Genomic DNA, 20600 nt, shown 5'->3' with positions numbered 1-20600 from the left:
GTGCCTGTTGAATAAAATGCACGATAAAACGCCGTTTTGCCGCTTATTGTCCAATATATTGGAAATTCAGCTGACGCTGGTTTAGGGTGCACGAATGCCTTTGGCCGATCCGAGCGCGCATCAGGCGATGTTTTGCAGCACGGGTCATGAGCGCCAGGCGCGCACATTCATAACAGGAGGACGTTTCATGACCACCCTGACTCAGGCTGACTGGGAACAACGCGCCCAGGCTTTGAAGATCGAAGGCCGTGCCTTCATCAACGGTGAATACACCGACGCCGCATCCGGCGCCACTTTCGACTGCATCAGCCCGGTCGATGGTCGTTTTCTCGCGAAAGTCGCCAGCAGTGACGCGGCTGACGCCCTACGTGCGGTTGAAAGCGCCCGCGCGGCTTTCGATTCTGGCGTTTGGTCGCGGCTGGCACCGACCAAGCGCAAGGCCGTGATGATTCGATTCGCGGCGCTGCTCGACGAAAACAAAGAAGAGCTGGCGCTGCTCGAAACTCTGGACATGGGCAAACCGATCAGCGACGCCTACGGCATCGACATTCCGGGCTCCGCTCGCGCGTTGAGCTGGAGCGGCGAAGCCATCGACAAGCTGTACGACGAAGTTGCCGCCACCCCACATGACCAATTGGGTCTCGTCACCCGCGAGCCAATCGGCGTGGTCGCGGCCATTGTGCCGTGGAATTTCCCGCTAATGATGGCGTGCTGGAAACTCGGTCCTGCGCTGTCCAGCGGTAACTCGGTGGTGCTGAAACCGTCCGAAAAATCTCCGCTGACGGCTATCCGTATCGCGCAATTGGCCATCGAAGCCGGCATCCCGGCGGGCGTGCTCAACGTATTGCCCGGCTACGGCCACAGCGTCGGCAAAGCGCTGGCCCTGCACATGGATGTCGATACGGTCGTGTTCACCGGGTCGACCAAAATCGCCAAACAATTGCTGGTGTATTCGGGCGAGTCGAATATGAAGCGCGTGTGGCTGGAAGCCGGTGGCAAGAGCCCGAACATTGTCTTCGCGGACGCACCGGATCTGAAAGCTGCCGCTGAATCCGCAGCCGGCGCCATTGCCTTTAACCAGGGCGAAGTGTGTACCGCAGGCTCGCGTCTGCTGGTGGAGCGTTCGATCAAGGATAAATTCCTGCCGATGGTGATCGAGGCCCTCAAGGTCTGGAAGCCGGGCAATCCGCTGGACCCGGCGACCAATGTCGGCGCGTTGGTGGACACGCAGCAGATGAACACTGTGCTGTCGTACATCGAAGCCGGTCACACCGATGGCGCAAAACTCGTCGTCGGCGGCAAGCGCATTCTGCAAGAAACGGGCGGCACCTATGTCGAACCGACGATTTTCGACGGCGTGACCAACGCGATGAAAATCGCTCAGGAAGAAATTTTTGGCCCGGTGTTGTCGGTGTTGACGTTTGACACAGCGGAGGAGGCAGTTCAGATCGCCAACGACACGCCGTATGGCCTGGCGGCGGCGGTGTGGACGTCCGATCTGTCCAAGGCGCATCTGACCGCCCGCGCGTTGCGTGCAGGCAGCGTGTGGGTCAACCAGTACGACGGCGGCGACATGACCGCGCCGTTCGGCGGCTTCAAGCAATCCGGCAACGGTCGCGACAAGTCACTGCACGCGTTCGACAAATACACTGAGTTGAAGGCGACCTGGATCAAGCTATAGGCCTGGCCTAGATCTGCTTCTGGCCGGGAGGCTGTAGGCGCAAGCTTGCTCCGACGTCTCTGGCAGCATCAGAAGCAGATCCCGATCAGATCGTCGTCTCATGCAACATAGCTTTCCTACGACAGCCGGGCTTCCCCAAAAAGCCCGGCTGTTTCGTCTCATCCCTTGGCCACAGGAGCGTGGTAATGCGTTGGGGTACTTATTTCGCGGTGTTGTCGTCCGTGCTCAGCGTCGGTCTGGCGCTGGGCGTGAGCATGCCGCTGGTGTCGTTGCGCCTGGAATCCTGGGGTTATGGCGCATTTGCCATCGGCGTCATGGCGGCGATGCCTGCGATTGGCGTGTTGCTGGGCGCCAGCCTAGCGAGCCGGTTGGCGTCGGCGTTGGGGACCGCGAACGTGATGCGCCTGTGTTTATGGGGCGGATCGCTCTCGGTCGGTCTCTTGGCGCTGCTGCCGCATTACTGGATCTGGCTGGTGTTGCGCCTGATGCTCGGCGTGATCCTGACCATGGTGTTCATCCTTGGCGAGAGCTGGATCAACCAACTGGTGACCGAAAACCTACGAGGCAAGCTCGTCGCGCTGTACGGCAGCGGCTATGCCTTGAGTCAGCTGGGCGGCCCTTTATTGTTGGGCGCGATGGGCACCGAACACGACTACGGATTCTGGGTCGGTACCGCGCTGCTCGCCATCTCACCCTTCCTGCTGCTGGGCCGTTCGGGCGCGCCAAGTGCTGAATCGAGCCACGTTTCCCTGCGAGACCTCGGAGGCTTCTGTCAGAAAATGCCCGCCATCGCATGGGCGATCGCATTGTTCGCCGGCTTCGAAGCGATGATTCTGACGCTGCTGCCGGTGTATTGTCTGCAACAGGGTTTCACGCCCGAGATTGCGTTGGCGATGGTCAGCACCGTGGTGGTGGGGGATGCGTTGCTGCAACTGCCGATTGGCGCCTTGGCCGATAAAATTTCCCGGCGAGGCCTGTTCTCCGGCTGTGCGCTGGCGCTGATGTTGTCGAGCCTGGCGATCCCGATATTGGTAGACACGATCGCCATCTGGCCGCTTTGGGTACTGTTCGGCGCCAGCGCGGGCGGGTTGTTCACGTTGTCGCTTATTTTGATTGGCGAGCGTTACCGCGACGACGCACTGGTGAGAGCCAATGCCCACGTCGCGCAGCTTTGGGGTGTTGGCTGTCTGCTGGGACCGCTGGCGGCCGGAGCAGGCAGCCAATGGATCAGCGGCCAGGCGCTGCCACTGCTGATGGCGGCGGGCGCGTTAGGGTTAGTGATTCTGTCGCAACGCCCCAAGGCATTCGGGGCGCAGCCAGTCGCCGTTTAAAGCATCCTTTCCAGTCCCACGGCGCTGCTGAACCAGGCGTTCAGCCGGCGCCACCAGTCGCCAGGCTCCTTGTACAGGGTGTGCATCTTGCCGTTGTCCTCGGTCACCCACACCACGCGATCGTTCTCCAGTTTGGCCTGATAGCTGACCGCTGGCGCCATACCTTGCAGCGCCAGCTCGCGCAAAGATTCGGTGAGTTCGGGGCTGTCCACCAACACGCCTACTTCGGTGTTCCATAGCACTGAGCGGGGGTCGAAGTTGAACGAGCCGACGAAGATTTTCTGTCGATCAAAAATCATCGCCTTGCTGTGCAGACTCGACTCGGAGCCGCCCTTAAGCGTTTTGGTCTTCAGGAACTTCGGCCCGCTGCCTGCCGCGTTGCTCGGATCGCCGGGCTGACGGCGCAGTTCGAACAGCTTGACGCCGTGGGCCAGCAACGCCTTGCGGTAGGGCGCGTAACCCCCGTGGACCGCAGGGACGTCCGTGGCTTCCAATGAATTGGTCAGCAGGTTCACGGAAACGCCCTTGTCCGACAGGCCTGTGAGATACGTCAAACCTTGAGGGCCCGGCACGAAGTAAGCCGAGATCATCATCAGCTCTTGATGCACGCTCAAAAGGTCAGGGCTTAGCTGCGTGGTCAACAGCAAGTGTGGATCGGGATCACCCCGGGACAACACTTTGGTCGGCGCGTCCCACAGTGCCTGGTTATGCGCCCAGATCAGCTCGTTTAGCCACGTCTTTAGCCGCGGGTGGTCTTTGTAGGCCATCAATCGTTCGTACAGCGCTTTCTTCTCGACGTGCGCCTGATCCAGCGAGGCGTCCAGTCGCTTGCGCGCGTCGGCAAGGTCCTTGGTGTCAGGCGGCCAGTAAATGAAATCAGCCACCGGTTTGCTCAGCGTGCTGTTCCAATACTGGTCGAAACTGTGGCTTAACTGCTCGGCCACCGGCCCGACGCCGAGCATGTCGATGTCGGTGAAGTTGAGGTTCGGTTCGGCGTCGAAATACTCGTCACCCAAATTACGCCCGCCGACGATGGCCGCTGCGCTATCCGCCAACCACAGCTTGTTGTGCATGCGCCGATGCTGCTGCGACAGATTGAAGAGGCGGCCCAGCGACCGCGTGGCCCCGGTGCTGCGTCCCAGATTGAGCGGGTTGAACAGGCGAATCTGAATGTTCGGGTGAGCGGCGAGGGTGGCCATGACTTCGTCCAGGCCGTCGCTGGTGGTGTCGTCCAACAGGATGCGCACTCGCACGCCCCGGTCGGCGGCTTTCAGCAATTCGTCGATCAACGCTCGCGTGCTGAGGCCATCGTGGACGATGTAGTACTGCAAATCTAGGCTGGTCTTGGCGTTTCGAATCAGCTCGGCACGGGCTATGAAAGCCTCGGTGCTGTTAGGGAGCAACCGGAAGCCCGAGCGTCCGCCATAAGGCGCGGCTTCGGCCAGAATCGAGCGTCCAAAAGATGATGCCGACGCCGGCAGCGCCTGGCTCGGCCCGTCCTGTTGCGAGGGGGAGGTCGCGCAGCCGCTGACGCCGAGGGCATAGGCCAGGAAGAAGGGCAGAGTCCAGGTTTTCGTCAACGGCATCATCCGCAAGTCATGTCATGGCGATATGACCGCATTTTCCGCAAAAGGTTAAGTCACCAGGGTTTCAGCCTGCGCCATGAGCCGCGCTGCCGTCGCCCCGACTCTCCGAACCGCCTCCTCGATCTGTGGCGTGGGCTTGGCGGCGAAGTTCATGCGCAGGCAGTTTCTGTATTTGCCGGAGGCCGAAAAAATGCTGCCGACCGCAATCTGTACGCCCTGATCCTGTAAGGCGCGGTTGAGGCGTAGCGAGTCGAAGTCTTCAGGCATTTCGATCCACAGCATGAATCCCCCTTGGGGGCGACTGACCCGAGTGCCCTCCGGGAAATAGCGAGTGACCCAATCGGTCATCAAATCCCGGCTGCGCTGATATTGGCCGCGCATCCGACGCATGTGGGGCTCGTAGTGGCCGTTCTTCAAGAAGTCGGCAATTGCCAGCTGCGGCTGAGTCGCTGTAGAGCCGGTGCTGATGTATTTCATGTGCAGCACACGGTCCAGATAGCGGCCCGGCGCAATCCAGCCAACACGCAGGCCTGGCGCCAACGTCTTCGAGAACGAACTGCAGAGTAGGACGCGGCCGTCTTCGTCGAAGGATTTGATCGTGCGCGGGCGTGGATAGGTGTACGCCAGGTCGCCATACACATCGTCTTCGATGATCGCCACATCGAAGCGCTGGGCGAGGGTCAGCAAGGCCCGCTTGCGCTCTTCCGGCATGTTGTAGCCCATGGGGTTGTTGCAGCTCGGGGTCAGCTGTATGGCTTTGATCGGCCACTGTTCGAGTGCCAGTTCGAGCGCGTCGAGGCTGATACCGGTGATGGGGTCGGTCGGGATTTCCAGCGCCTTCATGCCCAAGCCCTTCAGCGCTTGCATGGCCCCGTGAAAGCTGGGGGAATCGACGGCCACGATGTCGCCGGGCTGGCAAATCGAACGAATGCTCACCGCCAAGGCTTCTTGTGCGCCTGTGGTGATCACCAGATCGTTCGGATCGATGCGGGTGCCGGAGTCCAGCAGCAAACGCGCGACTTGCGTACGCAGGGATTCGGTCCCGTAGATATTGTCGTAATACAGGCCTGGCATGTCGTGGCGGCGGCTGATTTTGCCGAGGGCCTGAGTCAGTGGGCGCAACGTCGGGCTGGTGACGTCGGGCATGCCCCGCGCCAATTGCACGACGTCCGGGCTGGGCGTCGCGCGAGCCAGTTCCAGCACTTGGTCCCATTGGGAGATATCCACAGGCCGTTGTGCCGGGCGTCCTACAGCGGGGAGTGCGGGCGTCTTACGGCCAGCGGGCACGAAATACCCAGACTTCGGACGGGGCGAGGCCAGACCGTTGTCTTCCAATAGCCGGTACGCCTGCTGAACGGTGCTCAGGCTGACGCCGTGTTCCAGGCTCAATGCGCGAACTGAGGGCAGACGATCACCCGGGCGATAAAAGCCGTTTTCGATGCGTGAGCCGAGCAGTCCGGCAAGATTCACATAGAGGGTCATGGCGCTGCTCCCGCGGAATGCTATCGGATGACCGTTACAGATCTGGCGAAAATACAGCATTCAGGTTGCGTTGGGTGCAATCTGTATGCAAAAAATTCTAATTTGTTGGATCTGTAATGGTTTTCCATACAGACGCATCATGGAATCACTTGAAACCCATGATGAGGTGTATGAGATGAGCGGGATAAGTGATGTTCGATTAACGCTGTATGCGCGTGAACTGTATGAGCAGCAAGAGCCATCGGTGCGGGTCAACGCTCCGAAAGGGCTGAGTCTGTGGGGCCTGTTTCAGCATCGTCGGCGCACGCGTGAGGCGTTGTTGGCGCTTACGGATGAACAGCTGCGTGATGTGGGTTTGACGTATGAGCAGGCGCGGCATGAAGGGATGAAACCGTTTTGGAGGGGGTGAAGAGGTTCAAGGATGCGAACTGCTTTTTTGTAGGAGCGAGGCTTGTCCCGCGATCTGCCGGGAACCGGCAGCAATATCAGGCGGCATGAAACTGCCTGATAGGCCGAGTTGGCAGGTTTCACGACGGGTCCCCCGCCGATCGCGGGACAAGCCACGCTCCTACATATACGGTTGCCTTACGCCCATTCCTTCATCCGATGCCAAAGCATCCCCAACGCCAATAACGGCGAACGCAAATGTTTACCGCCCGGAAACGTCATGTGCGGGACCTTGGCGAAGAGATCAAATCCTCCGCTTTGCTGGCCGCTGATGGCCTCGCCCAGCAACTTACCCGCCAAGTGTGTAGCGTTCAGGCCGTGCCCTGAATAAGCCTGCGCATAGAACACGTTCGGATGCTCCTTGAGACGTCCGATCTGCGGCAATCGATTGGCCCCGATGCCGATCATCCCGCCCCACTGAAAATCGATTTTCACGTCCTTGAGCTGCGGAAACACCTTGAGCATCTTCGGCTGCATGTACGCGCCAATGTCCTGCGGGTCGCGCCCGGAGTAGTGGCAAGCACCGCCGAACAGCAGGCGTCGATCCGCTGAAAGCCGGAAGTAATCCACCGCCACACGCTGGTCGCACATGGCGGTATTGCGGGGCAGCAATTGGCGGGCAAGGGACCCGCTCAGCGGCTCGGTGGCGATGATGTAACTGCCGGCTGGGAGGATTTTGCCGCTGAGCGTTGGATCGAGCCCATTCAAATAGGCGTTGCACCCCAGCACCAGCGTATGGGCGCGCACCGTGCCTTGTGCGGTGTGCACCTTCACCTGCGGCCCATACTCCAGGCGGGTGACGGCAGAGTGTTCAAACAATTGCACACCCAAGGATTGCGCCACCCGTGCCTCGCCCAGCGCCAGGTTCAGCGGGTGCAGATGGCCCGAGCCCATGTCCAGCAGGCCGCCGGCGTAGTTGCCGGAGTCGATTACGCTGCGGATGTCCCCGGGCTGAATCAGTTGCAGGTCGCGCTGATAGCCCAGGCTGCGCAACTCTTCGACGTCGTCGGCGAAGCCCGCGAACTCCTTGGGTTTGTTGGCCAGATCGCAGTAGCCCCACGTCAGGTCGCAATCGATCTGATACTTTTCGACGCGCTGACGAACGATCTCCACCGCCTCAAGACCCATGAGCTTGAGCTGGCGCACGCCTTCGGCGCCGATCACCTCGCGAAAGCGCTCGACATGATGACCCACGCCCCGAATCAACTGGCCACCATTGCGTCCACTCGCCCCCCAGCCGATTTTGTGCGCTTCCAGCACTGCCACGCTCATGCCGCGCTCGGCCAGTTCGATGGCTGTGTTCAGCCCCGAAAACCCGCCACCGACTACGCACACGTCGACGCTCAGTTCGCCTGCAAGGGCCGGGTGGTCAGGCTGTGGCTGGCTGCTGGCGGCGTAGTACGAAGCGGCATGGCGGGAAGCATTCATGCGGTCGGTCCCTGCGTGACTGTTTGGAAAATTTGACGGAGCGTAGCGGGGGTAAGTAGGAGGAGCAAGGTATCCGGTCTTGAGCGTGACCCTGCCACTCATCAATCTTCGGGGGACCGGGCGCTCCCTGTCTGTTTGCGACTCGCTTGGGGCACAATGTCGGCTTTCACAGGGAAATCTCACGCGATGAGCTGCAACAGCCAGAAAATCCGCGATTTGCGGCGGCAGATTCCGTCGTTCGAATGTGTGCCGGGCTGTCACGATTGTTGTGGGCCAGTGACCACCTCGTCCGAGGAAATGGCCCGCTTGCCGCGTAAGACGGTTGCCGAGCAGGAAGCTGCGCTCAGTGAGCTCAATTGCGTGCATCTTGGGCCGAACGGTTGCACGGTCTACGACGAGCGCCCGTTGATCTGCCGCCTATTCGGCACTACGGCGAGCCTGCCATGCCCCAACGGCCGACGTCCCGAGACCTTGATTCACCCGCGCGTTGAAAAGCAGGTACACGAGTTCATCGCGTCGACGCGGCAGGTCTTGGTGTAATCACCCGGCGTGCAAGCGCGCTCCTACCTTTGGGAGCGGGTTTTCCTATTCCGGAATAGGCAAATTCAAACTCTCTTTCACCTCTTCCATCACGATGTAGCTCTTGGATTCCCGCACGTGGGGCAGCTTGAGCAGAATGTCGCCCAGCAGCTTGCGGTAAGACGCCATCTCGGAAATGCGTGCCTTCACCAGATAGTCGAAATCCCCTGACACCAAATGGCACTCCAGCACATGCGGCAGTTTGAGCACTGCCCGCCGAAATTCCTCGAAGGTGTCCCCCGATTTGTAGTCCAGGCTGATCTCCACGAACACCAGCAGGCTGGCCTTCAGGTTTTGCGGATTGAGACGGGCGTTGTAGCCCATGATGATGCCTTCGCGCTCAAGCCTGCGGACCCGCTCCGTGCAGGGCGTAGTGGACAACCCCACACGTTCGCCCAACTCCGTGAAGGAAATTCTGCCGTCGGTTTGCAGGATGCGCAGGATGTTGCGATCGATTTTATCCAACTCACGTTTTGACTGGTGTTGAGTGCGCATCGAAACCCCCTCTACGAATACGTTGGTTGCCGAGAGTTAACGCTGAATATAGGCATTTATAAAGTGAAATACACTGCTCGATGCTTTTTATACTGCGCACATCTTTGCTTGAAACTTCAAAACGTCAGCGGAAATCCGCGATGAGGGAAATAACATGCGCGTTCTGGTCCTTGGAAGTGGCGTGATCGGTGTTACCAGTGCTTACTACCTGGCTCGCGCGGGTTTCGAGGTCACGGTCGTTGATCGTCAACCCGCTGCCGCGCTGGAAACCAGCTTCGCCAACGCCGGGCAGGTATCGCCTGGCTACGCCTCGCCCTGGGCCGCACCGGGTGTGCCCCTCAAGGCCATGAAATGGTTGCTGCAACGTCACGCGCCATTGGCCATCAAAGCGACCGCTGACATCAATCAATACCTGTGGATGGCGCAGATGCTGCGCAACTGCACCCAAAGCCGCTATGCCGTGAACAAAGAGCGCATGGTGCGGCTGTCCGAGTACAGCCGGGACTGCCTCGACGAACTGCGCGCCGAGACCGGTATCGCTTACGAGGGCCGTAGTCTGGGCACGACTCAACTGTTCCGCACCCAGGAACAGCTGGACAATGCGGCCAAAGACATCGCCGTTCTTGAGCAGGCCGGCGTTCCTTATGAGGTACTCGACCGCGAGGGCATCGCCCGCGTCGAGCCTGCCTTGGCCAGTGTCAGCAACATCCTGAGCGGTGCGCTGCGGTTGCCGAACGATCAGACCGGCGACTGCCAGCTGTTCACGACTCGGCTGGCCGAGATGTGTGTGACGTTGGGTGTGGAATTCCGTTTCGGCCAGTCCATTGAGTCGATTGATTTCGCAGGCGACCGGATCAATGGTGTGCGCGTCAACGGCGAGCTCGAAACGGCTGACCGCTACGTCCTTGCCCTGGGCAGCTACTCGCCGCAACTGCTGAAGCCGCTGGGCATCAAGGCGCCGGTTTATCCACTCAAGGGTTACTCGCTGACGGTGCCGATTACCAACCCGGCCATGGCGCCGACGTCGACCATTCTGGACGAGACGTACAAGGTCGCGATCACCCGTTTCGATAATCGCATCCGCGTCGGCGGCATGGCGGAAATTGCCGGGTTTGACTTGTCGCTCAACCCCCGCCGCCGCGAAACGCTGGAGATGATCGTCAACGATCTTTATCCTCAGGGCGGCGATCTGAGCGAGGCCAGTTTCTGGACCGGCTTGCGCCCTACGACGCCGGACGGCACGCCCATCGTCGGGGCTACGCCGTATCGCAATCTGTTCCTTAACACCGGCCACGGAACACTGGGCTGGACCATGGCTTGCGGCTCCGGTCGTTTGCTGGCCGATCTGATCGCCCGCAAAAAACCGCAGATCAGCGCCGAAGGCCTCGATATTTCGCGCTACGGAAGCGCCAAGGAGATCGCCAAGCATGTCAGTACAACGCCAGCTCACCAATGAACGCATGAGCCAAGTCGTTATCCACAACGGCACCGTGTATCTCGCCGGGCAAGTGGGCAACGATCTGACGTCGGGTATCGAGCAGCAGACCCGTGAGGTGCTGGGCAACATTGAGCGCCTGCTGGATCTCGCGGGTACCGATAAAAGCAGACTGCTGTCGGTCACGATCTACCTGAAAGACATCGACTCCCACTTCGCCGCCATGAACGGCATCTGGGACACCTGGCTGGCAAAAGGGGTCGCGCCTGCCCGGGCCACCGTCGAAGCCAAGATGGCCGCACCCAATGTGCTGATCGAGATATCGGTTATCGCTGCATTGCCCTAGTACTGTAGGAGCGTGGCTTGTCCCGCGATCGGCGGGGAACCCGTCGTGAAATCGGTGCCCGCGGTGTGTCTGACACTGCCCATACGCCTGATTTTGTGACTGCTACGCAGTCAATCGCGGGACAAGCCACGCTCCTACAGGTCCCAACTCTTTGATCAAGAAGCCCCACCCATGCGTCCATCCCGCGCTGTCATCGATCTTCAAGCCCTGCGCCACAATTACCAATTGGCCCGTGAAACGACGGGGGCTAAGGCCCTTGCCGTGATCAAAGCCGATGCCTACGGACATGGAGCAGTGCGTGTGGCACAGGCGCTCGAAACCGAGGCGGATGGTTTCGCCGTGGCCTGCATCGAGGAAGCGCTGGAACTGCGGCAAGCCGGGATTCGTGCACCGGTTCTGCTGCTAGAGGGTTTTTTCGAGGCCGATGAGCTGCCGTTGATCGTCGAGCATGATTTTTGGTGCGTGGTGCATTCGCTCTGGCAGTTGGAGGCCATCGAAAAAACCACCGTCGGCAAACCGTTGAATGTCTGGCTGAAAATGGATTCGGGCATGCACCGCGTCGGCATTCACCCTGCTGAATACCCATCGGCCTACCAACGTTTGATGGCGACGAACAAGGTCGGCAAGGTCGTGCTGATGACTCACTTCGCCCGCGCCGATGAGCTGGACAGCGCGCGCACTGACGAACAGGTCGCCATATTCCGCTCGGCAGCAGCAGGATTGGGCGTCGAAGTCAGCTTGCGTAACTCGCCAGGGGTCATGGGTTGGCCAAGTGTGCCGAGCGACTGGGTTCGTCCTGGGATCATGCTGTACGGCGCAACCCCCTTCGATCAGCCTCAGTCGGTGGCCGATCGTTTGCAGCCGGTGATGACGCTGGAATCAAAAGTCATCAGCGTGCGCGAGCTGCCCGCCGGTGAGCCTATTGGGTATGGCGGCACGTTCGTCACCGACCGCACCATGCGCATCGGCGTGGTTGCGGTGGGTTACGCCGACGGATATCCGCGTCAGGCACCGACCGGCACGCCGGTGATGATCGACGGCCAGCGCAGTCAATTGCTGGGTCGGGTGTCGATGGACATGTTGTGTGTGGACCTCACTCATGTGCCGAGCGCGGGTCTTGGCAGCCGCGTTGAACTGTGGGGCAAAAACGTACGGGTCAGCGACCTGGCAGCCCATGCAGGCATGATTCCTTATCAGATTTTATGCAATCTGAAACGCGTCCCAAGGGTCTATACCGAGGCCTGAGACGCGCGCGCCATGTATCCCGACGCGGCCCTTGGCGGTCGCCAGTCTCTTTGCTGATCCGGCCATGGCTCAAGTGTTGTAAATACTGAACGCTGTTGCCATCATGGCGACCACTTGACCGTGCTTGATTACCAAGAGGACTCCCGCATTGGACGTCGGTGAACGACTGCAATCCATTCGCAAACTCAAAGGTCTGTCGCAACGTGAACTCGCCAAAAGAGCGGGCGTGACCAACAGCACCATTTCCATGATCGAGAAAAACAGCGTCAGCCCCTCGATCAGCTCTCTGCGCAAGGTGCTGGGCGGCATTCCGATGTCCATGGTGGAGTTCTTCTCCGAAGAGCTTGAGCCGGAAAACCCGACCCAAGTGGTCTACAAGGCCAGCGAACTGATCGATATTTCAGACGGCGCTGTCACCATGAAGCTGGTCGGCAAATCCCATCCCGATCGAGCGATCGCGTTTTTGACCGAGGTCTACCCGCCAGGCGCCGACACCGGTGAAGAAATGCTCGTTCACGAAGGCGAAGAAACCGGGATTCTGATTGAGGGGCGCCTCGAACTGGTCGTCGGGCTCGATACCTATGTGCTGGAAGTGGGTGATAGCTACTATTTTGAAAGCACCCGGCCCCATCGCTTTCGCAATCCGTTCGACGCCCCGGCGCGTCTCATCAGCGCGGCGACGCCCGCGAATTTCTGAGCAGCAAACCTCATCCCCTGCATCGGCGGGGGCAAGGCTCTGCTCCAGACCCAAGCCCGATGCGCTGACAACCCTGCGTCATGGGCTGCGACGACCGACGAGCTATACTTTCGCCACCTGCATACGACCGTAACCGCCGCGACGTGATAGCACCATGAGGGTAAAAGCGTGAGCCCTACCCGTCAGATCCTGATTACCCTTGCGATGCTCGCCTACTGGGCGTTTGCTGCTCAGGCCTCGACGCGAGGTGACCTCGCCAAACGGCTGGAACCAGTCGGACAAGTCTGCATTCAGGGTAAGGAATGTCCGGGTTTGGACGTTGCTGCGACTGCGGGCGGTGCGAGTGGCACCAAGTCTCCAGATGACGTCATTAGCAAACACTGCATCACCTGCCACGGCACCGGTTTATTGGGCGCGCCGAAAGTCGGCGACGGCGTCGAGTGGGACAAGCGCACCAAGGAACAGGGCGGCCTTGATGGCTTGTTGGCCAAGGCGATCAGCGGCATCAACGCCATGCCCCCGAGAGGCACTTGCGCCGATTGCTCGGATGAGGAATTGAAAGGCGCGATCAAGAAAATGTCGGGGCTTTGATGGTTGTAAGTCACGATTCAGGGAAATACCGTCGGATGTTCAGAGCGTCATGGTTGTTGGGGTTTTCCCTGTTGCTGTTCGCAGGCACTGCGAACGCCACGATGCGCTGCGGCACTGCGCTGATCAGCTTGGGCGACACGGCTGCCGTGGTGCGCGAGAAATGTGGGTCACCTGACAGCAGCGTTGACCAGGTGCCAGTGGCGCGCATCAACAATGGTCGGCGTGTAAATCCTGTCAAAGTCAGCCTGTGGGTCTACGGCCCGCGCAATGGCGCGTTTCAGCACCTCAAGTTCATCGAAGACAAACTGGTGAAGATCGATACCCGGCGGGATTGATCGGATTTTTGTGGAAGTGAGCTTGCGTGCGATGGCTGTTTGGGTAACCGCATTCATGCAGCAATTCCCGCGCATGCCCGGTCCAAGCTCCATCGAATAACAATTCAGGAGAGGCCGGATGCCGCATTCCTGCTCGATCGAGCAAGCCGTCGATCACGTGTTGGCCGAGCTGCCGACGCACATTCGCATGGGGATGCCATTGGGGCTGGGGAAGCCCAATCGCTTCGCCAACGCGCTGTATGCCCGCATTAAATCCCTGCCGGACCGGCAACTGACGATCTACACCGCGTTGTGTCTCGGTCGTCCGAAAGCGGGCGACGGTTTGCAGGGGCGCTTTCTCGAGCCGTTTCTGGAGCGTGTGTTCGGCGATTATCCCGAGCTGGATTTCCTCGCCGATCTGCACAAAAGCAACCTGCCGCCGAACGTTCAGGTCGAGCAGTTCTTCATGCAGCCTGGCAGTCTGCTGGGCAGTGCGCAGGCGCAGCAAGATTACGTCAGCAGCAATTACACCCACGCCGCGCGAGACATCAACGCCAGTGGCCTGAACCTCATCGCGCAATTGATCGCGTACGACCCGCAACGTCCCGATTATAGAAGCCTCAGCTGTAACCCGGACATCACCCTTGACCTGCTGCCGATGCTGGAAAAACGCCGCGCGGCCGGGGAGCCTGGACTGGTGCTCGGCCATGTGCACGCCGATCTGCCGTACATGCCGGGCCACGCCGAGGTCAGCGTCAACACGTTTGACCTGCTGATCGAATACGAGGACCGCAGCACGCTGTTCTCTACGCCCAATATGCCGGTGGGCATTCAGGATCACTTTATTGGCCTGTATGCCAGCACGCTGGTGCGCGATGGCGGCACGTTGCAGATTGGCATCGGCTCGATGGGCGACGCCCTGACCGCCGCATTGCTGGCGCGACAGGCCGATAACGAAACGTACCGTGCGTGCCTGGCCGAGCTGGATGGCATTTCCACCTGGAAGCCGCTGATCGATGCCGAAGGCGGGGTCATGCCGTTTGCGGCAGGCTTGTACGGGTGCAGTGAGATGTTGGTCAACGGCCTCTTGGTATTGCTGGACGCAGGGATCATCCGGCGCAAGGTGTATCCCACCATCGAGTTGCAAACCCTGGCCAACGAAGGCGCGCTTGACGAAGCCATCCATGACAACGGCGTGCTGATCCATGGCGGGTTCTTTCTGGGGCCACGCAGCTTTTACGAGCGTCTGCGCGAGTTTTCGCCCGCGCAGATGGCGCAGATCGACATGACCGCCATCAGCTACATCAACGAGTTGTACGGCGATGAAACCCTCAAGCGCCTGCAAAGACGGGATGCGCGCTTCATCAACAGTGCCTTCACCGTCACGCTGCTGGGCGCTGCGGTCTCTGATCAATTGGAGGACGGGCGCGTCGTCAGCGGCGTGGGAGGGCAGTACAACTTTGTCGCTCAGGCCCATGCGCTGGAAGACGCGCGTTCGATCTTGATCCTGCGCAGTTGGCGTGAGTCGGGCGGCGAGGTCAGCTCCAACATCGTGTGGGAGTATGGCCATACGACCATTCCCCGACATCTGAGGGACATCGTCATCACTGAATACGGCATCGCCGATTTGCGCGGCAAGACCGACGCCGCGGTGATCGAGGCGTTGCTCAATATCACCGATTCGCGCTTTCAGCCGGGGTTGATCGATCAGGCGCAGAAAGCCGGCAAATTGCCGAAGGGCTTTCGCCTGGACCCGCTGTTTACCCACAACACGCCCGAACGGCTGAAGGCCATACGCGACGGTTTCCCGGGGCTGTTCGTCGAATACCCGCTGGGCAGTGATTTCAGCGCTGAAGAGCGAGACCTGTTGCGCGCGCTCAACTGGTTGAAGAGCAAATTCAAACTCACGGAGATCATTGAACTGGGCAAGGCAACCCTAGAAGCGCCGGACCCGAGCGCATTTCCCGAGCACCTGCAGCGTATGGGGCTGGATGACCCGCAGGGTTTGCGCGAAGAGTTGTATCAGCGGCTGTTGTTGGCGGGGTTGCAGGCGACGGTTGGCTAGCCACCCGGCATCGCCCGCGACCCTCTTGTAGGGGTGAGCTGGCTCGCGATGACGCGGTCTGGCGCTTGCTCGGTGACTGACACACCGTCATCGCGAGCAAGCTCACTCCCACTCGGAGTTGTGTCAGGCGCGACAGATAGGTGCATCCCCAAGGGGCGTCAGGAGACAGACTTGATGATCAGCAGCGCCGCCGCGCAGAACCCGCTGATCGCGAACAGCTGCTGCAAGCGCGGGCCGGCGAGAAACCGCGCCACTTGCCGGCCGGCCATCAACCCGACCACGGCACCCGCCGCGAACGGCAGGCCCACGGCCCAGTGCATGGCGCCGGTGACACTCGCGGTGATCACGCTGCCGGTGGACACCAACGCGATCACAGCCAGTGAGGTCGCCACGATGCTTTTCAGGTTCAGGTCGGTGTAGCGGGTCAGTGCCGGGACGATCACGAAGCCGCCGCCGACGCCCAGCAAGCCCGAGAGCAATCCCGACAGCATTCCGGTGATCGCCAGAAAGCGCGCGCAGGGCAGGGTCCAGCGCAGTCGGCCTTCGAGGGGATTGAGCACGCAAGGCAAGAATCCGGCACGTTCCGCCGGTTTGCCGTAACGCAGTTCCAGGCTGGCTTTTCTGAAGATGCGCCCGCAGGCATACAGCAGCACCATCGAAAACCCCAGCGCCAACGGCGTGTTGGGCACCTGATGGGCCAGCCAAAGCCCCACGGGCGACAGGCAGATGCCGATCCCGGCAATGAACAGCGCTGCGCGATACCGCACGATTCCCTGACGCAACCCCAGCAGTGCCCCCACCGCTGATGCCAGACCCACGGCCAACAGCCCGACCGGGGCTGCTTCAACCATCGACAGGCCCAGACCAAACACCAACAGCGGCACTGCAAGAATCCCACCGCCCGCGCCCGTCAGCGCGAGTACCGCTCCAATGACCGTGCCGAGGCCGGCTCCGATCAGTTCGTGTTCATTCATATTCAATGGATTTCAGATGAGGCTGATTTTCAAACTTGAAGGATGCTGAGAGTGCATTGGCCTCTTCATCCGATGGCCGCCCCGAGCACGCTAACGCCCACACGTTCAAGTGACTGCACCTCAGGCATCACAACGCATTGATCGGCACTTTCAGGTACCGCACACCGTTGTCTTCGGGCTCCGGCATGTGGCCGCCGCGCATGTTGATCTGCACCGACGGCAGGATCAGCACCGGCATGTCGAGGGTCGCGTCGCGCTTTTCACGCATTTGCACGAAGGCGTCTTCGTCGATCCCTTCGTGAATGTGAATGTTGTTGGCCCGCTGCTCGGCGACGGTGGTCATGTACATCAGCTCACGACCGTTGGGCAGGTAGTCGTGGCACATGAACAGGCGCGTCTGTGGCGGCAGAGCGAGGATCTTGCCAATCGAGCGGTACAGCATGCGTGCATCGGCGCCGGGAAAGTCACAGCGCGCCGTGCCGTAATCCGGCATGAACAGCGTGTCGCCGACAAACGCCACGGTCTCACCATTGGCTTCGATCAGGTAGGTCATGCACGCGGGTGTGTGACCGGGGGTGTGCATTGCGCGGGCCTGCAGGGTGCCGATCTGGAAATGCGTGTCATCCTCCAGCAACCGATCGAATTGGCTGCCGTCGCGGGCGAACTCGCCTTTGGCGTTGAACAGCGTGCCGAAGACTTTCTGCACGCGCGTGATGTGGCTGCCGATGGCGACGGTGCCGCCGAGCTGTTCCTTCAGGTAAGCCGCCGCAGAAACATGATCGGCGTGAACGTGGGTTTCCAGAATCCACTCCACCGACACCCCGAGCTCTCGCACGCGGGCGATCAGTTTGTCCGCCGACTCGGTCTTGGTGCGACCGGATTTCGGGTCGTAATCCAGCACGCTGTCGATCAGCGCGGCCTTGAGGGTCGAGCGGTCCAGAACCAGATAGCTGATGGTCCAGGTGTGTGGGTCGAAGAACGCCTCTACGCTCAGTTTTTCACCGATGTTCATAGGTTGCCTCCGTTAACTGTAGGAGCGTGGCTTGTCCCGCGACCGGCTGGGAAACAGTCGTAAATCCGGTATGCAGGGTGTGTCTGGCATAGCAAGTTTATCGGTGTTACGACGGGTTCCCCCGTCGGTCGCGGGACAAGCCACGCTCCTACAGGGAATCCGTTTTCTGTAGATCAGACGAACGTCACCACACCACCGTTCAACGATTTGACCCGTGCCAGCGACTCTACACGATAACCCTGCGCGTCCAGTTCCGCGCGGCCGCCCTGGAATGACTTCTCGATCACGATGCCCAAGCCCGCCACGCTGGCGCCGGCCTGTTTGATGATCGAAATCAGCGCCTGCGACGCCTTACCGTTGGCCAGGAAGTCGTCGATGATCAGCACGCGGTCGCTGCTGGTCAGGTGACGGGTAGAAATGGCAATCGTGCTTTCGGTCTGCTTGGTGAACGAATAAACGTTGGCCGAGAACAGGTTTTCGGTCAGCGTCAGCGATTGATGCTTGCGCGCGAAGATCACCGGGATGCCCAGCTTCAGGCCGGTCATCACCGCCGGGGCGATGCCCGAGGCTTCGATGGTGACGATCTTGGTGATGCCCGAATCAGCGAACAACGTGGCGAACTCGTCACCGATCTGCTGCATCAGGACCGGGTCGATCTGATGGTTCAGAAACGCGTCGACCTTCAATACCTGGTCGGAAAGTACGATGCCTTCCTCGCGAATTTTCTTGTGCAGTGCTTCCACGTTGCTGTTCCTCGGGGCGCAAAGGCGCGAAATGTCGGGTTATCTTTTCAGCATGGCGCGAATGTCCGCCAATGCCGTATTGCCGCGTACGGCTTTCACTTCGGTCGGTGTGTCGTCGTTGCCTTCCCAGGCCAGATCGTCCGGGGGCAGTTCGTCGAGGAAGCGACTGGGCAGACAGTCGATGATCTCGCCGTACTGCTTGCGCTTGGCCGCAAAGGTAAACGCCAGGGTCTGACGCGCGCGGGTGATGCCCACGTAGGCCAGGCGCCGCTCTTCCTCGATGGTGTCGGCCTCGATGCTGGAGCGGTGCGGGAGGATTTCCTCTTCCATGCCCATGATGAACACGTAGGGAAATTCCAGACCCTTTGAGGCGTGCAAGGTCATCATCTGCACACCTTCGGCACCGTCTTCCTCTTCCTGTTGGCGTTCGAGCATGTCGCGCAGGACCAGCTTGCCGATGGCCTCTTCGATGGTCATGCCGCCTTCTTCGTCTTTCTCCAGGGTGTTCTTCAGCGCTTCGATCAGGAACCACACGTTGCCCATGCGGTAATCGGCGGCCTTGTCGCTGGAGCTGTTCTGACGAATCCAGTTCTCGTAATCGATGTCCATGACCATGCTGCGCAGGGCGGCAATCGGGTCCTGGGTCGCGCATTGTTGCCGCACGCCGTCCATCCAGTGCTTGAAGCGCTTGAGGCGGTCGGTGAAGCGACTGTCCAGATGCTCGCCAAGGCCGATTTCGTCGGTGGCGGCGTACATCGAGACTTTGCGTTCAGTGGCGTAGTTGCCGAGCTTTTCCAGCGTCGTCGAGCCGATTTCCCGGCGCGGCACGTTGATCACCCGCAGGAAGGCGTTGTCGTCGTCCGGGTTCACCAGCAGGCGGAAGTAGGCCATCAGGTCTTTCACTTCCTGACGCCCGAAGAAGCTGTTGCCCCCCGACAGTCGATACGGAATCTGGTGATGCTGAAGCTTCAGCTCGATCAGTTTGGCCTGATAGTTGCCGCGATAGAGGATCGCGAAATCGCTGTAGGGCCGGTCCGTGCGCAGGTGCAGGCTGAGGATCTCGACCGCCACGCGCTCGGCTTCGGCGTCTTCGTTCTTGCAGCGAATCACGCGGATCTCGTCGCCGTGGCCCATTTCGCTCCACAGCTGTTTCTCGAACGCGTGGGGGTTGTTGGCGATCAGCACGTTGGCGCAACGCAGAATGCGGCTGGTGGAGCGATAGTTTTGCTCCAGCATGACGACTTTCAGCGATGGGTAGTCGCCCTTGAGCAGCATCAGGTTTTCCGGTCGGGCGCCGCGCCAAGCGTAAATCGACTGGTCGTCGTCACCCACCACGGTGAACTGGCAGCGGGTGCCGATAAGCATTTTCACCAGCAGATACTGACTGGCGTTGGTGTCCTGGTATTCGTCCACCAGCAGGTAGCGGACCTTGTGCTGCCACTTTTCGAGAATGTCGGCGTGTTCCTGGAACAGCTTCACCGGCAGCAGGATCAGGTCGTTGAAGTCCACCGCGTTGTACGCTTTGAGCGTGCGCTGGTAGTGGGTGTAGACGATGGCGGCGGTCTGCTCCTTGGGGTTGCGCGAGTTGGCCAGGGCTTCTGCAGGCAGGATCAAGTCGTTTTTCCAGGAATCGATCATGTTCTTGATCTCGTCGACGCCGTCGTCGCCCGAGTATTCCTTCTGCATGATGTCGGTCATCAACGCCTTGACGTCGGTCTCGTCGAAGATCGAGAAACCCGGCTTGTAACCCATGCGCGCATGTTCCTTGCGTATGATGTTCAAGCCGAGGTTGTGGAAGGTGGAAACGGTCAGGCCGCGCCCCTCACCGGCGCGCAGCAGGGTGCCGACCCGCTCCTTCATCTCGCGCGCCGCCTTGTTGGTGAAGGTCATGGCGACGATGTACTGCGCACGGATACCGCAGTTTTGAATGAGGTGGGCAATCTTGCGTGTGATCACGCTGGTCTTGCCGGAGCCTGCACCGGCGAGCACCAAAAGAGGGCCGCCGACGTAGTTCACGGCTTCTTGTTGCCGGGGATTGAGTCGGGACATGGGGAAAAGGGGGATCGCTTGCAAAATGGGCGGGCATTTTAACAGGGTCGAAGGTTTGTGCGGTGTCCGTCCGACACTGTGATGCGCCGCGCTATCTATA

Annotated in this window: 19 protein-coding genes; 11 read left to right on the top strand and 8 right to left on the bottom strand. The window is 60.2% G+C overall.

Features of this window, described 5'->3' with window-relative positions; all coding sequences use genetic code 11:
* Positions 1-187 precede the first annotated feature (187 nt).
* Both B3N48_RS13900 and B3N48_RS13895 read left to right on the top strand, forming a co-directional pair.
* The gene (locus B3N48_RS13900; protein ID WP_296184617.1) at positions 188-1681 is read left to right on the top strand and encodes an aldehyde dehydrogenase; all 1494 of its coding nucleotides are present in this window, start codon (positions 188-190) and stop codon (positions 1679-1681) included.
* Between the two features lie 185 nt (positions 1682-1866).
* Positions 1867-3012: an MFS transporter gene (locus tag B3N48_RS13895; protein ID WP_296184615.1), complete on the top strand. Its 1146-nt coding sequence runs from the start codon at positions 1867-1869 to the stop codon at positions 3010-3012.
* Here the strand turns inward: B3N48_RS13895 and B3N48_RS13890 are convergent.
* Together B3N48_RS13890 and B3N48_RS13885 are read right to left on the bottom strand one after the other, a co-directional pair.
* Positions 3009-4601 carry a phospholipase D family protein gene (locus tag B3N48_RS13890; RefSeq protein ID WP_414704235.1) on the bottom strand — a complete coding sequence of 531 codons (1593 nt, stop codon included), beginning with the start codon at positions 4599-4601 and terminating at the stop codon, positions 3009-3011. The genes B3N48_RS13895 and B3N48_RS13890 overlap by 4 nt on opposite strands.
* A 45-nt stretch (positions 4602-4646) precedes the next feature.
* Positions 4647-6080, bottom strand: a complete 1434-nt coding sequence (locus B3N48_RS13885) for a PLP-dependent aminotransferase family protein (protein ID WP_296184614.1) — start codon at positions 6078-6080, stop codon at positions 4647-4649.
* Positions 6081-6255: 175 nt separating this feature from the next.
* Here B3N48_RS13885 and B3N48_RS13880 point away from each other — a divergent pair, with 175 nt between their 5' ends.
* Positions 6256-6489: a DUF1127 domain-containing protein gene (locus B3N48_RS13880; protein WP_296185011.1), complete on the top strand. Its 234-nt coding sequence runs from the start codon at positions 6256-6258 to the stop codon at positions 6487-6489.
* Positions 6490-6665: 176 nt separating this feature from the next.
* Here B3N48_RS13880 and B3N48_RS13875 read toward each other — a convergent pair whose 3' ends face one another.
* The gene (locus B3N48_RS13875; RefSeq protein WP_296184613.1) at positions 6666-7955 is read right to left on the bottom strand and encodes an NAD(P)/FAD-dependent oxidoreductase; all 1290 of its coding nucleotides are present in this window, start codon (positions 7953-7955) and stop codon (positions 6666-6668) included.
* A 186-nt stretch (positions 7956-8141) separates the two neighbouring features.
* Between B3N48_RS13875 and B3N48_RS13870 the strand changes: the two genes are divergently transcribed.
* Positions 8142-8495: a YkgJ family cysteine cluster protein gene (locus B3N48_RS13870; RefSeq protein WP_296184612.1), complete on the top strand. Its 354-nt coding sequence runs from the start codon at positions 8142-8144 to the stop codon at positions 8493-8495.
* Positions 8496-8540: 45 nt separating this feature from the next.
* Here B3N48_RS13870 and dadR read toward each other — a convergent pair whose 3' ends face one another.
* Positions 8541-9029 carry a transcriptional regulator DadR gene (gene dadR, locus B3N48_RS13865; protein ID WP_296184611.1) on the bottom strand — a complete coding sequence of 163 codons (489 nt, stop codon included), beginning with the start codon at positions 9027-9029 and terminating at the stop codon, positions 8541-8543.
* 154 nt (positions 9030-9183) lie between these two features.
* Between dadR and dadA the strand changes: the two genes are divergently transcribed.
* The 7 genes from dadA to B3N48_RS13830 all read left to right on the top strand — a co-directional run bounded on the left by dadA (position 9184) and on the right by B3N48_RS13830 (position 15722).
* A complete protein-coding gene (dadA, locus tag B3N48_RS13860; RefSeq protein ID WP_296184610.1) occupies positions 9184-10485 on the top strand; it encodes a D-amino acid dehydrogenase in 1302 nt (433 codons plus the stop codon).
* On the top strand, positions 10457-10810 hold the full coding sequence (locus B3N48_RS13855; RefSeq protein ID WP_296184609.1) for a RidA family protein: 354 nt from the start codon (positions 10457-10459) through the stop codon (positions 10808-10810). Before dadA ends, B3N48_RS13855 begins: the two co-directional genes overlap by 29 nt.
* A gap of 171 nt (positions 10811-10981) precedes the next feature.
* On the top strand, positions 10982-12055 hold the full coding sequence (gene alr / locus B3N48_RS13850) for an alanine racemase (protein ID WP_296184608.1): 1074 nt from the start codon (positions 10982-10984) through the stop codon (positions 12053-12055).
* 148 nt (positions 12056-12203) lie between these two features.
* Positions 12204-12752: a cupin domain-containing protein gene (locus tag B3N48_RS13845; protein WP_296184606.1), complete on the top strand. Its 549-nt coding sequence runs from the start codon at positions 12204-12206 to the stop codon at positions 12750-12752.
* A gap of 204 nt (positions 12753-12956) precedes the next feature.
* Entirely contained in the window at positions 12957-13343 is a 387-nt protein-coding gene (locus B3N48_RS13840; RefSeq protein ID WP_296185009.1) for a c-type cytochrome, read from the top strand.
* Positions 13344-13378: 35 nt separating this feature from the next.
* Complete coding sequence (locus tag B3N48_RS13835; protein ID WP_296184605.1) at positions 13379-13678, top strand: DUF2845 domain-containing protein; 300 nt, start codon at positions 13379-13381, stop codon at positions 13676-13678.
* A 118-nt stretch (positions 13679-13796) separates the two neighbouring features.
* Positions 13797-15722, top strand: a complete 1926-nt coding sequence (locus tag B3N48_RS13830; protein ID WP_296184604.1) for an acetyl-CoA hydrolase/transferase C-terminal domain-containing protein — start codon at positions 13797-13799, stop codon at positions 15720-15722.
* A gap of 158 nt (positions 15723-15880) precedes the next feature.
* Here the strand turns inward: B3N48_RS13830 and B3N48_RS13825 are convergent, their stop codons facing one another.
* From B3N48_RS13825 to rep, 4 genes are all read right to left on the bottom strand, one after another.
* Positions 15881-16696, bottom strand: coding sequence for a sulfite exporter TauE/SafE family protein (locus B3N48_RS13825; RefSeq protein ID WP_296184603.1), 816 nt, complete (start codon positions 16694-16696; stop codon positions 15881-15883).
* Positions 16697-16823: 127 nt separating this feature from the next.
* Positions 16824-17708, bottom strand: a complete 885-nt coding sequence (locus tag B3N48_RS13820; RefSeq protein WP_296184602.1) for an MBL fold metallo-hydrolase — start codon at positions 17706-17708, stop codon at positions 16824-16826.
* A gap of 173 nt (positions 17709-17881) precedes the next feature.
* Complete coding sequence (locus B3N48_RS13815) at positions 17882-18451, bottom strand: xanthine phosphoribosyltransferase (protein ID WP_296184601.1); 570 nt, start codon at positions 18449-18451, stop codon at positions 17882-17884.
* Positions 18452-18490: 39 nt separating this feature from the next.
* Positions 18491-20500: a DNA helicase Rep gene (gene rep, locus B3N48_RS13810; protein WP_296184599.1), complete on the bottom strand. Its 2010-nt coding sequence runs from the start codon at positions 20498-20500 to the stop codon at positions 18491-18493.
* Positions 20501-20600: the final 100 nt, after the last annotated feature.

The sequence above is a fragment of the Pseudomonas sp. UBA1879 genome (assembly GCF_002338065.1).
Taxonomy (GTDB): Bacteria; Pseudomonadota; Gammaproteobacteria; order Pseudomonadales; family Pseudomonadaceae; genus Aquipseudomonas.
This window is presented reverse-complemented; position numbering and strand designations above follow the sequence as displayed.

What these genes read in the sequence shown, in the direction of transcription:
- B3N48_RS13900 (WP_296184617.1), top strand. Translation starts at nt 188, where the DNA reads ATGACCACCCTGACTCAGGCTGACTGGGAACAACGCGCCCAGGCTTTG.
- B3N48_RS13895 (WP_296184615.1), top strand. Translation starts at nt 1,867, where the DNA reads ATGCGTTGGGGTACTTATTTCGCGGTGTTGTCGTCCGTGCTCAGCGTC.
- B3N48_RS13890 (WP_414704235.1), bottom strand. Translation starts at nt 4,601, where the DNA reads ATGATGCCGTTGACGAAAACCTGGACTCTGCCCTTCTTCCTGGCCTAT.
- B3N48_RS13885 (WP_296184614.1), bottom strand. Translation starts at nt 6,080, where the DNA reads ATGACCCTCTATGTGAATCTTGCCGGACTGCTCGGCTCACGCATCGAA.
- B3N48_RS13880 (WP_296185011.1), top strand. Translation starts at nt 6,256, where the DNA reads ATGAGCGGGATAAGTGATGTTCGATTAACGCTGTATGCGCGTGAACTG.
- B3N48_RS13875 (WP_296184613.1), bottom strand. Translation starts at nt 7,955, where the DNA reads ATGAATGCTTCCCGCCATGCCGCTTCGTACTACGCCGCCAGCAGCCAG.
- B3N48_RS13870 (WP_296184612.1), top strand. Translation starts at nt 8,142, where the DNA reads ATGAGCTGCAACAGCCAGAAAATCCGCGATTTGCGGCGGCAGATTCCG.
- dadR (WP_296184611.1), bottom strand. Translation starts at nt 9,029, where the DNA reads ATGCGCACTCAACACCAGTCAAAACGTGAGTTGGATAAAATCGATCGC.
- dadA (WP_296184610.1), top strand. Translation starts at nt 9,184, where the DNA reads ATGCGCGTTCTGGTCCTTGGAAGTGGCGTGATCGGTGTTACCAGTGCT.
- B3N48_RS13855 (WP_296184609.1), top strand. Translation starts at nt 10,457, where the DNA reads ATGTCAGTACAACGCCAGCTCACCAATGAACGCATGAGCCAAGTCGTT.
- alr (WP_296184608.1), top strand. Translation starts at nt 10,982, where the DNA reads ATGCGTCCATCCCGCGCTGTCATCGATCTTCAAGCCCTGCGCCACAAT.
- B3N48_RS13840 (WP_296185009.1), top strand. Translation starts at nt 12,957, where the DNA reads ATGCTCGCCTACTGGGCGTTTGCTGCTCAGGCCTCGACGCGAGGTGAC.
- B3N48_RS13835 (WP_296184605.1), top strand. Translation starts at nt 13,379, where the DNA reads ATGTTCAGAGCGTCATGGTTGTTGGGGTTTTCCCTGTTGCTGTTCGCA.
- B3N48_RS13830 (WP_296184604.1), top strand. Translation starts at nt 13,797, where the DNA reads ATGCCGCATTCCTGCTCGATCGAGCAAGCCGTCGATCACGTGTTGGCC.
- B3N48_RS13825 (WP_296184603.1), bottom strand. Translation starts at nt 16,696, where the DNA reads ATGAATGAACACGAACTGATCGGAGCCGGCCTCGGCACGGTCATTGGA.
- B3N48_RS13820 (WP_296184602.1), bottom strand. Translation starts at nt 17,708, where the DNA reads ATGAACATCGGTGAAAAACTGAGCGTAGAGGCGTTCTTCGACCCACAC.
- rep (WP_296184599.1), bottom strand. Translation starts at nt 20,500, where the DNA reads ATGTCCCGACTCAATCCCCGGCAACAAGAAGCCGTGAACTACGTCGGC.